General features: G+C 36.9%; 15 protein-coding genes. 13 read left to right on the top strand and 2 right to left on the bottom strand.

Annotated elements, in window-relative coordinates; translation table 11 throughout:
- Positions 1–113 precede the first annotated feature (113 nt).
- Complete coding sequence (locus ACHUE4_RS05490; protein WP_394188370.1) at positions 114–968, top strand: YtnP family quorum-quenching lactonase; 855 nt, start codon at positions 114–116, stop codon at positions 966–968.
- 46 nt (positions 969–1014) lie between these two features.
- On the opposite strand, the gene ACHUE4_RS05495 is transcribed toward ACHUE4_RS05490, so the two are convergent.
- A complete protein-coding gene (locus tag ACHUE4_RS05495) occupies positions 1015–1329 on the bottom strand; it encodes a hypothetical protein (protein ID WP_394188371.1) in 315 nt (104 codons plus the stop codon).
- Positions 1330–1496: 167 nt separating this feature from the next.
- Here ACHUE4_RS05495 and ACHUE4_RS05500 point away from each other — a divergent pair, with 167 nt between their 5' ends.
- From ACHUE4_RS05500 to ACHUE4_RS05545, 10 genes are all read left to right on the top strand, one after another.
- Positions 1497–2570, top strand: a complete 1074-nt coding sequence (locus ACHUE4_RS05500) for a M42 family metallopeptidase (RefSeq protein ID WP_394188372.1) — start codon at positions 1497–1499, stop codon at positions 2568–2570.
- A 676-nt stretch (positions 2571–3246) separates the two neighbouring features.
- Positions 3247–3768 (top strand): DUF84 family protein, encoded by a 522-nt coding sequence (locus ACHUE4_RS05505; protein ID WP_394188373.1) that lies wholly within the window; start codon positions 3247–3249, stop codon positions 3766–3768.
- 72 nt (positions 3769–3840) lie between these two features.
- The gene (locus tag ACHUE4_RS05510; protein ID WP_394188374.1) at positions 3841–4359 is read left to right on the top strand and encodes a hypothetical protein; all 519 of its coding nucleotides are present in this window, start codon (positions 3841–3843) and stop codon (positions 4357–4359) included.
- Between the two features lie 14 nt (positions 4360–4373).
- Positions 4374–4685 carry a thioredoxin family protein gene (locus ACHUE4_RS05515; protein WP_394188375.1) on the top strand — a complete coding sequence of 104 codons (312 nt, stop codon included), beginning with the start codon at positions 4374–4376 and terminating at the stop codon, positions 4683–4685.
- 160 nt (positions 4686–4845) lie between these two features.
- Positions 4846–5661: a DUF1444 domain-containing protein gene (locus ACHUE4_RS05520; RefSeq protein ID WP_394188376.1), complete on the top strand. Its 816-nt coding sequence runs from the start codon at positions 4846–4848 to the stop codon at positions 5659–5661.
- A complete protein-coding gene (ytpR, locus tag ACHUE4_RS05525; protein ID WP_394188377.1) occupies positions 5658–6263 on the top strand; it encodes a YtpR family tRNA-binding protein in 606 nt (201 codons plus the stop codon). The genes ACHUE4_RS05520 and ytpR overlap by 4 nt, the downstream gene beginning before the upstream one ends.
- A gap of 121 nt (positions 6264–6384) precedes the next feature.
- Complete coding sequence (locus tag ACHUE4_RS05530; protein ID WP_394188378.1) at positions 6385–8664, top strand: DNA translocase FtsK; 2280 nt, start codon at positions 6385–6387, stop codon at positions 8662–8664.
- A gap of 149 nt (positions 8665–8813) precedes the next feature.
- Positions 8814–10112: a UDP-N-acetylmuramate--L-alanine ligase gene (gene murC / locus ACHUE4_RS05535; RefSeq protein WP_394188379.1), complete on the top strand. Its 1299-nt coding sequence runs from the start codon at positions 8814–8816 to the stop codon at positions 10110–10112.
- Between the two features lie 174 nt (positions 10113–10286).
- Complete coding sequence (locus tag ACHUE4_RS05540; RefSeq protein WP_394188473.1) at positions 10287–10781, top strand: DUF948 domain-containing protein; 495 nt, start codon at positions 10287–10289, stop codon at positions 10779–10781.
- 1 nt (position 10782) lies between these two features.
- On the top strand, positions 10783–11343 hold the full coding sequence (locus tag ACHUE4_RS05545; RefSeq protein ID WP_394188380.1) for a YtxH domain-containing protein: 561 nt from the start codon (positions 10783–10785) through the stop codon (positions 11341–11343).
- 53 nt (positions 11344–11396) lie between these two features.
- Here ACHUE4_RS05545 and pilM read toward each other — a convergent pair whose 3' ends face one another.
- Positions 11397–13538, bottom strand: a complete 2142-nt coding sequence (gene pilM / locus ACHUE4_RS05550; protein WP_394188381.1) for a pilus assembly protein PilM — start codon at positions 13536–13538, stop codon at positions 11397–11399.
- Positions 13539–13713: 175 nt separating this feature from the next.
- Between pilM and ACHUE4_RS05555 the strand changes: the two genes are divergently transcribed.
- Positions 13714–14796 (top strand): bifunctional 3-deoxy-7-phosphoheptulonate synthase/chorismate mutase, encoded by a 1083-nt coding sequence (locus tag ACHUE4_RS05555; RefSeq protein WP_394188382.1) that lies wholly within the window; start codon positions 13714–13716, stop codon positions 14794–14796.
- 187 nt (positions 14797–14983) lie between these two features.
- Positions 14984–15991: a catabolite control protein A gene (gene ccpA / locus ACHUE4_RS05560; RefSeq protein ID WP_394188383.1), complete on the top strand. Its 1008-nt coding sequence runs from the start codon at positions 14984–14986 to the stop codon at positions 15989–15991.
- Positions 15992–16176 lie beyond the last annotated feature (185 nt).

Consider the following 16176-nt stretch of genomic DNA (forward strand, 5'->3'; position numbering starts at 1 on the left):
AAGAGGTCAGAATCACTACTTTGAATATGTATTTCATTGCACTGATAATGTCTGTCATTCCAATATTAATTCGGAAAAAAATACTTAATTCAAAAAAAGGTGGAATCGCACATATGGATCAATATACATTTCATCAAATGAAACTAACATGGCTACAAGGTGGCTTTACGAACTTAGATGGTGGAGCGATGTTTGGGGTAGTCCCCAAGCCGCTATGGTCAAAAAAATATCCTGTTAATGAATTGAACCAAATTGACCTTAGTACCGATCCAATTCTTATCCAGTATAAAGGCAAAAACGTGTTGATAGATTCAGGAGTTGGATTTAACAAGATGACTGAGAGACAGTTAAGAAATAATGGAGTTATTATGCAATCGCATTTAGAAGATTCATTAGCAGAAATTGGCTTACTTACAGAGGATATTCATTTTGTTTTAATGACACATATGCATGCTGATCATGCATCTGGTCTAACAAAATTTGAAAACGAGCAGTTAATGCCCACGTTTCCGAATGCAGAAATTATGATGTCTGCAATCGAGTGGGAAGAAGTTCGTCATCCGAATATTCGATCGAAGAATACATATTGGAAAGAAAATTGGGAGCCCATTCAACATCAAGTTAAGACATTTGTTGAAGAAGTCGAAGTAATACCAGGAATCAAAATGATCCATACAGGTGGTCATAGTGCAGGGCATAGTATTATCAAACTTACTCAAAATGATGAGACCTTAATTCATATGGCGGATATTATGCCGACACATGCTCATCAAAACCCTTTATGGGTGCTGGCTTTTGATGATTATCCCATGTCCTCTATTTATGCAAAAGAAAAAATTATGGCAGAAGCACTTGCTAATGGTCATGGCTTTATTTTCTATCATGATGCTTTTTATCGTTTAATAAAATGGGATGTAACAGGCAAAGAAATAATAGATAAATTAGAGCGTACTAATAGACACAATTAATGGATATAAATAAAAGCGATCCCTAAACTTAGGGGATCGCTTTTCATTACATTTTGATTAATTCTACAATCGTACCTGTTCGAGCATCGGCGAAAAATTCAAATTGCTCCATCTCGCCTTCGCTAACTCGTGAAATTCCCCCGCGATACACATCAGTGGAAATTCCTTGGCGATTGAAACCTTCAGTCTTCATATAAATCCAAGAACCGTCAATCGGTCCTTCCTTCTTAAATGACTGTTTCACCCCGTGAAGTACAAGTTCTGCTGGTTTCAACGGTTCAATACGTTTTGCAACTTCGCGGATTAATAAACCCGCAGCAATTCCAGTGGTGAATCCTATGAATAAGTCACGTGTTTTCAATTGACCAGCCCCCTATGCAAATTGTAGTAACAGTTTACCATAAGATACGCGAAATCACTCTGTAAAAGAATGCGATAAATAATTCGGAAAGCGAAAGATAGGGGTGGAAATACTTTGTCAAGTGGACTACAATATTAAAGAATGTACATAATGAGGAGGATATAAAAGTGAATACAGAAACCCTTCAATTATTTAAAACACTAACAGAACTTCCGGGGGCTCCTGGAAATGAGCATGCAATGAGAAAGTTTATGAAAAGTGAACTTGAAAAATATTCAGATGAAATCATTCAAGATCGTCTTGGCGGAATCTTCGGCGTAAAAAAAGGCGATGACCAAGGACCGAGAATTATGGTGGCAGGTCATATGGATGAAGTTGGATTTATGGTGACACAAATTACGGAGAACGGAATGATTCGTTTTCAACCTCTTGGTGGCTGGTGGAGTCAAGTTTTATTAGCACAAAGAGTCGAGATTATTACTGACAATGGACCAGTAGTTGGTGTAATAGGTTCTATTCCTCCACACTTGTTAAGTGATGAAATGCGTAACAAACCAATGGATATTAAAAATATGTTAATTGATATTGGTGCAGATGATCAATCCGATGCGAAGAAAATCGGCATTCGACCAGGACAACAAATTGTACCGGTATGCTCATTTACACCAATGGCGAATAAGAAGAAAATTTTAGCCAAGGCCTGGGACAACCGATATGGGTGTGGACTGGCGATTGAATTATTAAAAGAGTTAAAAGATGAAACTTTACCAAACACTTTATATTCTGGAGCGAATGTAATGGAAGAGGTAGGTCTTCGTGGCGCACAAGCCGCAGCAAACATGATTAATCCAGATTTATTCTTCGCTTTAGATGCGAGTCCAGCTAACGATATGTCTGGATCGAAAACCGAATTTGGCCAGCTTGGGAAAGGCACACTTTTACGAATTTTTGATAAATCCATGATTACTCACCGTGGGATGCGAGAATTTGTATTAGATACTGCTGAGTCTAACAATATTCCTTATCAGTACTTTATTTCTCAAGGTGGAACAGATGCAGGTAGAGTTCATATGTCTAATGAAGGTGTTCCAAGTGCAGTTGTGGGTATATGTTCAAGATATATTCATACATCTGGTTCAATCATTCATACAGACGATTATGCTGCAGCAAAAGAGCTAATTGTTAAATTGGTTAAATCTGCGGATCGTACAACTTTAGAGACCATTCATCAAAATGTTTAAACAAAGGAGCCTGAAAGGGCTCCTTTTAAACTGTAAATAAAACAATAAGGGTTTCTTCTTAAAATTCAATATTAACTTTTATCCTTTACTGAAATAGAAAGTGGTCGGCTCTTTCTTTCGCTTTCCGCGGACGAAACGCCAGCCTCCTCGGCTCAGCTGTTTGACTTGCTGACCCTGTGGGGTCTAGCGTATTTCGTTTTTCCGCAGGAGTCTTCAGAAATAGCCGTCCACTTTCTACTAAAATGTATTGTTAACAGAGCTATACAAAAATGATTGTTTAAGTTTAAACACATAGCGTATGATTGTAGCGCAAGGCGACTCCTGTGGGACTAGCACGTACTGAAAGCCCGCAGGAACGGAGTGACGAGGAGATTGAAGGCGTGCCCCACGGAAAGCGTCCGCATGGAGCGGAAATCAACTTTGTTAGAGTTTTATTATTAGATTATTTATTATGAAATTAACTCATGTATATATTTACTGGGATTTTTGTTGATTGGAATGGAGGCGGCGACTCCGAGAGGATTAGCAAGAGCTTTAGACCCTGGACTGAGCATCGCGAAGGAAGCGGCTAAAGCCTTGCCCTCCGGAAAGCGTCCGTCGCAATGGGAATCAACATTTTTTACTTATCTCAATTCCATAGTTTCTCACAAATTGTATGTAGAGGAGAGGCAAATAGTTGAAAATAGGCATAGGCACGACAAACCCAGCAAAAACATCGGCAGTTAAACGATTATGCGATATACACTTTCAAGATGCTATTATTTCCGAATATAAAGCACATTCTCTTGTTTCAGAACAACCTTTAAGCGACGAGGAAACATTACTTGGCGCAAAAAATAGAGCAACACATGTCCTAGAACTCTCAGATGCACAACTTGCATTTGGACTTGAAGGTGGCGTGAAAGAAGTAAACGGTCAAATGTACATATGTAATTGGGGAGCATTAGCTCTAAGAGATGGCACTTTTTTTGTAGCAGGTGGAGCGCAAATTCCATTGCCGGAAGAAGTAGCAAAATCTATTCGGGAGGGTTTAGAACTTGGCCCAGTTATGGATGCGTATACCAACCGAAGTGGAATTAGTCACTCCGAAGGAGCAGTAGGCGTTTTTACAAATGGTTTATTAAAACGACAAGAAATGTTTGAACATATACTTATTATGTTGATTGGACAATATAAGCGCACACAATCCACCATTTAATACGCTTGAGTTGCAACCATTACCGAACAATATTAAAATGTAAGTACTGCGTAGTTGAATGGAGGAAAGAAAATGAATCGAAGTTGGTTGCGGATTTTAATCGCACCTCTCGTCATGATTAGTTTAGTTGGATGTTCAGCATCTGTTGAAAATCAAACAGAGGATGGCATTCAAGAAGCTAAAGAAGTATTCCAAGGTGATTCCATTAAGCCAAATGAACAAGTAGAATCCGTTCAATTCTATGTTCCAGGTGGCTTTGCTATAAAAGAGGAATCCGATGAATCAAATATTGTTCTTTCGGATGATCATGACTCATTTGTATTATTTATTAATCCAAACGAAAAAGCAGATAGTCAATTGTTTTATGACTTATTACTTGCTGAAAAGAAAGACATGATTTTAGCAGAGCAAACGTTTGAACAAAACGGTCGATTTGGTTTTGTTGCTTTATTACCATCCGGTGAAGAACATTATGAAATTATTGTAAGTAGTGGTGGTTATAAATTATCCACGATATCAGATGAAAATAAAATCGCTGATAACATGCAACAGATGATGGAAATTATTCGTTCCGTTAAAGTTGAAAAATAATGGAGGGTTGATGAATGAAGCATTTAGAGTCAGTTGAACAATTTAATGAGTTAAAACAATCTTCAACTGTTGTGTTCCTATTTACGGCTGACTGGTGTCCGGATTGTCATTTCATCGATCCGTTTATGCCAGAAATCGAACAAACATTTAACAGCCTCACATTCATTTCAGTTAACCGTGATCAGTTTATCGACATTTGTGCGGAGAATGAAATTTACGGAATTCCTAGTTTTTTAGCTTATAGAGATGGTGTAGAAGTTGGAAGGTTTGTCAGTAAAGAACGTAAGACGAAACTAGAAATAGAAGAATTCTTAAATAGAATCTAAAAATTAAATGGATATAACAATTATTATTTGTTGTAAATGATATGAACCGCAATAGTCAAATCTATTGCAGAATCGGCTGTCTATTTAATAGTTCCAATAAATAATGAACGGTTCCGCCATATCGGTGTGAGCCGTTTACTTTTGTAGAGGATGTGAATGTATGAATTCAGAGCAATTGGTAAATCGTTTAAAAGAAAAGTTAGCTGATCCAAACTTTAATTGGCAATTCGATAAAAAAACAGATCGAATCCGGTTAGACCATGCTGTATTAAATAAAGGAATGGATATATCTTTACCTGAAATCTTAGCTAAGTATGAAGTGAAGAAAGAACAAGCGATTGATGAAGTTGTGTATACGATTAGCCAAACATTTTCTGCAATGGAGATGGAAGCAAAGGGACTTATTCAATCTAATCATTCCATTTTTCCGGTTATTAGATCAACGTCATTCCCAACAAAATCGAATGATGGTGAACTCTTCATTACTTCTGATCATACTGCGGAGACAAGAATTTATTATGCCTTAGATTTAGGGAATACGTATCGCTTGATTGACCAAAAGGTGTTAAATGAATTAAACCTGTCCGAATCCCTTGTTAAAGAAACTGCTCGTTTCCAAGTTAGAAAATTAGCTATTAAATTAAAAGAAGATCATGTAGCAGGTAATGTTTTTTATTTCTTAAATGTAAATGATGGTTATGATGCTAGCCGTATTTTAAATGAATCATTCTTAAAAGAAATGGAAGCGAAAATAGAAGGGGATATGACTTTATCTGTCCCTCATCAAGACGTATTGATAATTGGCGATATACGAAATGATGTAGGATATGATGTTCTTGCACAGATGACAATGCATTTCTTTACTGTCGGAACGGTTCCTGTTACATCCTTATCGTTTCTTTATGAAAATGGAGAGTTAGAGCCAATATTTATCATGGCTAAAAATCGAGTTGAAAAGGAGAAAGAAAATAAATGAATATGTTTTATAACACACAAGGAATTGGTGACGTTTTACTCGTCCAATTAACTATGGATTCATTCGAAAATATCGAATCTGAAACAAAAGGTGACATTACTTTAATAAAAGATGCACAATCAGGAAAAGTTGGAGCATTTAATTTATTTCAAGCAAGCAATTATGTAAGCATTGCTGATAAAGGTTCAGTAGAAATAACGGAAGATCTTGTTGCTAAGGTACAAGAGGTATTAACTAAAAACGGTGTGGACTTAGTTTTAGAAATCGATTTGTCGCCGAAATTTGTTGTTGGACATGTTACTTCAAAAGAAAAACATCCGAATGCAGACAAATTAAACGTATGCCAAGTTAACGTTGGGAATGAGACCATACAAATAGTTTGTGGTGCATCTAATGTCGACGAAGGTCAAAAAGTAGTTGTCGCAAAAGTCGGAGCTGTCATGCCATCTGGTTTAGTTATTCGTGATGCAGAACTAAGAGGCGTACCTTCTAGCGGTATGATTTGTTCAGCAAAAGAGTTAGCAATCCCAGATGCACCAACTGAAAAAGGCATTTTAGTATTAGAAGAATCGACAGAAGTAGGAATTCCATTTACAATCTAATACATTTTACAAGGCTAAGTATCCATTTTTAAGGATTCTTAGTCTTTTCTTTTTAGATTCATTTAAAACGCAAGGCAAAACTGATAAAATGGAAATATTGAAATGAAAAGAGGGTTTTATTTTGAAATGGTTGACCAATAAATTGCAACGCTTGTTTTCAACAGATCGAGAGGATTCTGTTGAAATCGAAAGTGAACTTGAATACACGGATACTAAAGTATACATAGATAAAAAAACACCGTTTAGGTTTCCATTAATTAGTGATGATGAAAAAGAACATAAAAATGATGGTCACATTCCTCTTATGAAAGATGAGGAAGATCTAGAGGGAGACATCCAGCCTCTTTATATGCATAAGAAATGGCAACAAAATCGTCCGACTGCACCAGTCACTCAAACGATAAAAAAACTAGAAATCAAAGCGATTCCACAAACAAAGAAAATACCAGTGGCGACAAAAACGTTTACGCCGACTCAAGTTCCTTCACCCATACATGGATTTGCACGTCCGAATGCTAAAACGGGTAAGCCAATTGAAGAATTACTTGCTAAAAAAAATCTGGACGATCCTAATGCGAGTAAAGCATTGAGGATTAGTACTGAGCCAGAACCATTAAAGATTAGTGAAAGACAAGAAGAAATAACGAAACCGATCATTTTATCTGAACCTACTCGTGAGATTCCAAATACATCTGAATCTCAAAAAGAAATAATCAGCAAAGAAGAGGTACATGAAAAAGAGATTCAAGCAATTCAAGTTGAACCAGTTTTAGAAAAACCAACATCAAACAAAACTTTACCCTTCAATGTCATGATGTTGAAATCGGATAAGCAAAAGCTTGGAAACAAAATGGACATGCCTTCTAAAGTACAAACTAATAACTCTTTTAATCAACCGGTTGCAACTGAAGTGGTTGCAACAAATATGGCACCTGTTAAACCGATTGCACCAGTTGAAACGAAGCCAGTTGCTTTGCCAACCGAAGAGAATGGCTACATCTTTCCACCACACCAATTCTTAGTACCACCTGAGCAGAAAACACAGGACACCGAATGGATGGAAATGCAGGCAACGAGATTAGTAGAAGCGTTATCCTACTTTCAAGTAAAAGGTGAAATTATTCAGATGGTGCAAGGTCCTGCTGTCACTCAATTTGAAATGACAGTCGGGAATGGCACGAAAGTAAGTAAAATCAGAAATCTCGCAGACGATTTAAAACTTGCGTTAGCTGCAAAAGATATTCGTATTCAAGCACCGATTCCAGGTAAGAGTTCAATTGGAATTGAAATACCAAATCGAGTATCTAGACCGGTTCGTATTTCAGAAGTTGTAGATAGTGAGCCTTTTAAAACGTCCGATTCACCCTTAGAGGCAGCACTAGGTCTAGACCTCACTGGTAAACCAGTGACCATTGATTTGCGAAAAATGCCACATGGTTTAATTGCTGGAGCTACAGGTTCAGGTAAATCAGTATGTATTAACTCATTATTAATTAGTTTGTTATACAAATCGAATCCTTCCGAACTGAAATTGTTACTAATTGATCCGAAGATGGTGGAGCTCGCTCCATTTAATCATATTCCTCACTTAGTAAGTCCTGTAATTACCGATGTGAAAGCTGCGACTGCTGCTTTAAGATGGGCAGTTGAAGAGATGGAAAGACGTTATCAATTATTTGCACATGTTGGCGTTCGTGATATTACTCGTTACAACTCAATAGCAACTGAAAAACGTCAATTTGCACAAAAAATGCCTTATCTTTTAATCGTTATTGATGAATTAGCTGATTTAATGATGATGGCACCAACTGAAGTGGAGGAAGCCATTTGTCGAATTGCTCAAAAAGCAAGAGCGTGTGGCATACATTTAGTAGTAGCGACACAACGTCCATCTGTAGATGTCATTACGGGCTTAATAAAAGCAAATATCCCAACTCGTATTGCTTTCTCAGTATCATCTCAAGTTGATTCTCGCACGATCCTGGATACACAGGGTGCAGAACGATTATTAGGACGCGGAGACATGTTGTACTTAGGAAATGGAATGTCAGCTCCAGTGCGTCTGCAAGGTACTTATGTGACCGATGATGAAATGGAAGCTATTATTGAACACGTAAGAAGCCAAGGAGAGCCTGAATACTTATTCGAGCAAGATGAGCTAGTACGACGACTCGAAGTTTCTGACGATCAAGACGAACTTTTTGAAGAAGCCTGTCGATTCATTTTAGAACAAGGTTCTGCTTCTACCTCGTTACTCCAACGCAAATTCCATATTGGATATAACCGAGCGGCAAGGTTAGTGGATTTAATGGAACAACATGGTTACGTCTCTGAGCAAAAAGGAAGCAAGGCGAGAGAGGTCTTTATTACTGAAAATGATCTCGAAGCATTATTTGGATGATTCATAGCGAATACATTTGGAAATGGATGTATATGCTTTGTTAAATAGTAAGAAAAAACGTTCATTTCTTGAGAAGATTAATTGATGATATAATAGGGTAAGTAATTTAAGAGAAAAGTTCGGGTACCTTTCCCAGGAGGTTATATATAATGACATTGTTTCATTTTACAGGTATTAAAGGGTCAGGTATGAGTTCACTGGCTCAAATTTTGCATGATGCTGGAAATCAAGTTCAAGGGTCAGATATTGAAAAGCACTTCTTCACAGAAGATCCACTTCATAAAAGAGGAATTACGATTCTTCCTTTTAATAAAGATAATATTCAAGAAGGAATGACTGTTATAGCAGGAAACGCTTTTCGTGATGATCATGAAGAATTAGTTGAAGCTAAAAATAAGGGCATTGAAGTAATTCGTTACCATGTATTCTTAGGAGATTTAATGAACCAGTTTATATCAATTGGTATAACAGGATCTCATGGGAAAACATCAACAACTGGTTTGATGTCACATGTATTAGGTGGTCATGCACCTACGTCATACCTAATCGGAGATGGAACAGGCCATGGTACTGAAGATGCCACGTATTTTGCTTTTGAAGCATGTGAATATAGACGTCACTTCTTAGCGTACCACCCGGACTACATGATTATGACCAATGTAGATTTCGATCACCCAGATTATTTTGGTGGAATTGATGATGTATTTTCGGCATTTCAAACGATGGCTTTGCAGGTGAATAAAGCAATTATCGCTTGTGGTGATGATGAGCATTTGCAAAAAATTCAAGCGAATGTACCGGTTGTGTTTTATGGATTTGGATCTGAAAATGATTTCGAAGCAAGAAATGTAACCAAAACAACGACTGGTTCAACATTTGATGTGTTTGTTCGAAATGAATTCTATTACACGTTTGAAATTCCATTATTCGGAGATCACACGGTTTTAAATGCCTTAGCTGTCATCTCTCTTTGTCACTATGAAGGTATCAAAGCTGAGACAATACAAGCGCAATTAGCAACGTTTAAAGGTGTTAAACGTAGATTTACAGAAAGCGAAAAAGGTGGCCATATTCTAATCGATGATTATGCTCACCATCCGACTGAAATCAAAGCAACGATTCAATCTGCACGACAAAAATATCCGGAACGCGAAATTGTAGCTATCTTCCAACCACATACATTTTCTCGAACTCGAACTTTTTTAAATGAGTTTGCTGTAAGTTTAGAAGGTGCGGATGCTGTTTATTTATGTGATATATTCGGTTCTGCTCGTGAAAATGTAGGAGATTTATCAATTGGTGATTTAAGTGAGTTAATCCCAAATTGTTCTGTCCTAACAACTGAAGAGATTGATCGATTACTAAACCACAAAAATGCAGTCTTTTTATTCATGGGTGCAGGAGATGTACAAAAATTCCAACGTGCTTTTGAAGAAAAAATTATATAAAAGATGAGCTCTAGCCATATTTGGCTAGAGTTTTTATTTTGCAGGATTATATCGGTATTTATCAGCAGGATTTTTGAAGCTTTTGTAGAATAAAGATATCATTCACGTTTAATTACTGCTGTGAATGGGAACATAGTTTATATGAACATCATAGAGGAGGAATAAAGTATGGAGATGGAAATTATTCTATACATAGCTGCCTTAATCGCGGCAATAGGCTTTCTAGTCTTATGTATTAGTTTAGCCATGACGTTAACATCATTGAAAAAGACCCTTACAAATGTGTCTAATACAATGGCAGGATTAGAAGGGCAACTTCAAGGTGTAACGAGAGAAACGACTGAATTGCTTCACAAAACGAACGGTTTAGCGTCAGATCTTCAGTATAAATCTGAGAAACTAAACAGCGTAGTGGATGCAGTTAAAAACGTTGGCGAATCTGTAAATGGATTAAATACATCAGTTAGAAGAATTACATCTTCTATTTCTACAGAAGTTGAAAGAAATGAAGACAAAATTGCTCAAGTTGTACAATGGAGTAATGTTGTCATGGGCATTCGAGATAAGTTGAAAGAACGAAAAGCACTTGAAGAAGCAAGAGCAGGATATACGATTTACTCAAATAATCCTGATGAAGTAGCTACTAAACAAAATCAAGGAGGAATTTAATATGACAAACTACAAACCAAATTACAACGAAGCTCAATATAATCATGAATTCTACAATAACAAATCTAAACAAACGGAAGCTTACTTACCACAATCTTATGAATATCAAAATGGACACCGCGATTCAATTTACTCAAATGACGAAGTAAATTCAAAAGACTTTGTAATTGGTGCATTAGTTGGCGGAATTATTGGTGCAGCTGCTGCATTATTCCTTGCTCCAAAAACAGGTAGAGAATTACGTGAAAATGTTTCAACTCAAGCAATGCAGTTAAAAGACAAAACAGCTGATTTCTCATCAACAGCTAAAGAAAAAACTTCTCATTTGTCTACTCAACTAAAAGAACAATCTGGACAAATCGTTGATAAAGTAAAAGGAATGAAAACAAAATCATCAGCTCCAATGGATGATGGCACTGCTTCTTCTGAAGGTGAAGAGCCAATTGATTTCTTAGAAACGGTTACGAATACGGTTGACGAAGTGGCAGACGAAGGTAATAAAGGATTAACAGCTACTGCTAAAGCTTTACAAGAAGCTGTGGAAGATCAAAATAATAAATAAGTTTTATGTTAAAAACCCCTCACACCTTTAAAAGATGTGAGGGGTTTACTTGTTTAAGAACTAAAATGAATTTCTAACTGATCTCCACCAAAAATGGGTTCATCAAAACTAGATGACTGTCCATTTCTTAAAATAGCGAATTGACCAGATTGCTGATCAGAAAGTTTCCAATCGGTAAATCGGAAAACATCTTGGAAAATCCATGGATTCGTGTCTAATTTATCTATAGTTACATGACTTCCAGCAGAAACAACATCATTTAATTTGGCACTATTTCCATTGACGTGTACTGATACACAATTTTTTTCTAGTTTCGTTTGCTTACCTTGAAATGAAATTGTTATCGTATCTTGAAGCTTTATTTGAAGTTGATCCGCAATGTTTTGAACAGATGGTGACATGCTTTTAGATACGGACAAGATATCAGAATCTTGAACAGGATATTGAAGTTTAATAGGTACATCATTGAGTAAAAGTTGTGAAGAAAATTCTGGGAATAAAACAGATTTCCCATCGACTGATATAAAATACGGTTTAATTTTTTGGAACAAGTGTGATTGACCAGTGGCTTTAATAATGTCTTCAGCAGAATCAATGGTTTTGATGGTTACTTTATCTCTCTCTTGAAGAGATGAATCGAGAGTTGCTGAATTACCATTGACTTGAATTAATGGCTCAACCATATACATCGTGCCTTCTATAATGACTGTTTTAATAGATGCATCATCGATTAGATCACGTACTGTCACTTGAGCATTAGCTCCATCTCGGCCTTCAATTAAATGAATAACATCTCCATTTTTAATGAGAGACTTTGTATTGGCAGGTTCATTATTTACATGTAAGGTTGCAGGTTGACCATGTTCGCCAGGAATCATAATATCTCTACCATTTACGTTTACTGCTAATGCCATACCAGGTTTTCCGTATAAACTACGTGCTCGAATATTCGCTGCTAGAAGAGCATCTCCTACAGTCATTTCCTTTAATTCGAATAGCCGAATCACCTTTTCATTGACTTGAACAGACATATAATGAATCGGTGTTTTTCTTGCTGCAATGGCTATGCCAATCGGTGTTACTAATTCAGGTGAAGAAGAAACATGCTCGGCTTTTGTTAATGACTGAATAGCATCTATACCTCTTACAGCTACACGATTCTCTGGTAACTCTAATTCAGCTGCAATAAGTTTTGTAATATCAGGAGTTAAACTGCCACCGCCAACTAACATAATCGCTTTAGGTGATTGTTGATTATTTAGTCTTAAAATTTCATGAGCAATAGATTTAGCTAAATTAGAGGTTGCCGGACGTAATGCTTCAATGACTTCGGTCTTCGAGAAAAATTGGTCAAATCCCAAGATATCTTGAATACGGATTTCGTCAGACTGGTTGATCATTCGTTTTGCTTCTTCTGCTAAAGGAAAATCTAGTAAATAATGATCACTCATAGCTTCCGTAATCTCATCACCAGCTGTCGGAACCATTCCATAGGCAACCACGGTACCTTTATCCGTAATTGCAATGTCAGACGTTCCAGCGCCAATATCAACTAGTGCAACATTTAACCGTCGCATAGAAGGTGGAATCAGCACGTTGATCGCTGCAATCGGCTCTAAAGTTAGGCCTTCCATTTCAAGGTCGGCTCTTTTTAATGCTGATAAAAGTGATTCCACAACAACTCGTGGCAGGAAGGTTGCAATAACTTCAACCGAAGCAGTCGAACCTTGCTGGTCGACTAAACTTCCAATTTCTTCACCATCTAATCTGTAATAAAGAACAGAATAACCCACACAATAGTAGTGACTATTTTTGTTTTCTATATCGTCAGTGAGTAATTGTTGTTGCGCTTGCTGGACAGCTGCTAGCTCTAATCGACTAATATCTTCTTCGGAAAATAGAGGACGATTTGTTACATCCATTTCAACTAAAGCTTGTTCGGTTTTTAAAGCTCGTCCAGCGGCTGCTACACTTACTTTAGTAAGAGGACCATGGGTTTGTTCAAGATTTTCTTTTACGTGTCTGATGACATCTGCAACAGCTAGTACATTATGTATTTGACCATCTAACATAGCCCGCTCTTTATGTTCTTCTACAACTAAGTCTGCTACATGGTAGGAATCATTTTTTTCTTCTAATATGATGCCAACTACTGATCTCGTTCCGATATCTAAAGCGAATAGTTTTTCAGCCAATCGAAAGCACATCCTTTTATCTTCATAACCCATTTTTACTTTCGCGCGTTGAAGCGATAAAGAAAATGCGTGACTTTCTAATTTTCATTGATTATAATAGTTCTATTATCTAAAAATGTATCATAGTTTTCGGTTCGCCGAAAGACCTGGTACCAGGAAGAGAGGAGATCACGGTATGAGCCATCAAGAATTAGATCATTTACGCACACGTGTTGATGAATTAAATTTAGAAATTTTAAAATTAATCAATGAACGTGCAAGCGTAGTTCAAGAAATTGGAAAAGTAAAAGAAAAGCAAGGTGTCAACCGTTATGATCCTCTTCGTGAGCGACATATGTTGAATTTATTGAAAGATAACAACGTTGGTCCACTGCCGCAATCGACAGTTGAACATATATTTAAAGAAATCTTTAAATCTGCATTAGAACTACAAGAAGATGATCATCGTAAAGCACTATTAGTATCGAGAAAGAAAAAAGCAGAAGATACGATTGTCGTGATTAATGGAGAACGCATTGGAGAAGGCGGTCCATCATTTGTATTTGGACCATGTGCAGTTGAATCATATGATCAAGTTTCAACAGTTGCTGGAGCCATCCAAGCAAAAGGTTTAAGAATGATTCGTGGGGGCGCTTATAAACCAAGAACATCGCCTTACGACTTCCAAGGTCTTGGCCTAGAAGGATTGAAAATTTTAAAACGTGTAGCTCAAGAATATAATTTAGCGGTTGTCAGTGAAATTGTCACACCTTCACACTTAGAAGAAGCTTTAGAATACATTGATGTAGTTCAAATTGGAGCACGTAATATGCAAAACTTTGAATTATTAAAAGCAGCAGGGTCTATTAAGAAACCCGTTCTATTAAAACGAGGAATGGCTGCAACGATTGATGAATTCATCAATGCTGCTGAATACATTATTTCACAAGGTAATGATCAAATTATATTATGCGAACGTGGGATTCGTACGTATGAGAAAGCGACACGAAATACACTAGATATTTCAGCTGTGCCAATTTTAAAGCAAGAAACACATTTACCAGTATTTGTGGATGTTACTCATTCCACAGGACGTCGTGATTTATTGCTACCTGCAGCTAAAGCAGCGATTGCGATTGGGGCTGATGGAGTAATGGCTGAAGTCCATCCTGATCCAGCTGTTGCCTTATCAGATGCAGCACAACAAATGAATTTACAACAATTCGATGAGTTCTACGATTCGTTGCAAAAATTCATGAAGAACTATGATATGAAATAATTTACGCTGTTTAAGGCATACAACTAAGTGAATGACATACGTTTCATATCAACGAAAGACTGACTGCCTCTTGTCCCAACTTGTGGATAAGAGGTGTTTTTCTATTTTTTTGTTATTGCTTTATAATGGCAGAAAACTATTATATGATGAATAAATAAGAATGGGTATGAGCGGGGAGTGAAGATAAATGACGATAACAATCTACGATGTTGCGCGAGAAGCAAATGTTTCAATGGCAACTGTGTCTCGAGTAGTGAATGGAAATCCAAATGTAAAACCAGCAACCAGAAAGAAAGTTCTTGATGTCATTGAACGATTAGAATATCGACCAAATGCTGTCGCTAGAGGTTTAGCAAGTAAGAAAACAACAACTGTTGGCGTAATAATTCCAGATATCTCAAATGTTTTTTATGCTGAACTAGCAAGAGGGATTGAAGATATTGCAACGATGTATCGATATAATATTATTTTATCGAACTCCGATCAAAGAGAAGAGAAAGAATTACAACTATTAGAAACAATGTTCGGTAAACAAGTAGATGGGATCGTGTTAATGAGCGAACAAGTATCAAATGACCTGTTGCAAATGATCGAACGATCTCCAGTTCCCATTGTATTAGCAGGAACAATAGATGCAACAAATCGGATACCGTCCGTAAATATTGATTACCATCAAGCGGCATATGAAGCAGTGAGTAGACTTATTCAAAATAATCATAAACGAATTGCGTTTGTTTCAGGTTCACTAAGCTCAACAATTAATCGTGCCTTTAAATTTACAGGGTATGAAAAAGCATTAGAAGACGCTGGTCTAACCATCGATCAATCATTAGTCATCGAAAGTGATGCTACATATGACGACGGTATCGAAGCATTTCTAAGTCTTCAAAGTATTGAAAATCCACCGACTGCTTATTTTGCAGGGAATGATGAATTGGCAATTGGTTTAATCCACGGTGCTCAAGATCAAGGCTTGAATGTCCCTGAAGAGGTTGAAGTCATAAGTTTTGAAAATTCAAAGTTAGCTCGAATGGTTCGTCCAACATTAACGAGTGTGGTCTTACCCCTTTATGATATTGGTGCCGTTTCCATGCGTTTATTAACTAAATTCATGAGTAAAGAGAAGATAGATGAAAAAACAGTTGTTTTACCACATCGCATTGAGGAACGACATTCTGTTAAACCTCTTCAATAAAAATGTGCTAAGCACTAAGAAAACAGTCCCATGAGGAATTGATTTCTTAGTGTTTTTTTAGATAGAGAGTGAAGGGGAACTTGACATTCTTGATTTCGAGGGTCTTATTCAAGGATTCATTAAGGCTGTTCTCCAATTGGATTGTGCTATTCTCGATTTTGCCTGGCCTATTTAAGGATTCGACC

The sequence above is a fragment of the Paenisporosarcina quisquiliarum genome (genome assembly GCF_043641925.1).
Classification (GTDB): domain Bacteria; phylum Bacillota; class Bacilli; order Bacillales_A; family Planococcaceae; genus Paenisporosarcina; species Paenisporosarcina quisquiliarum_A.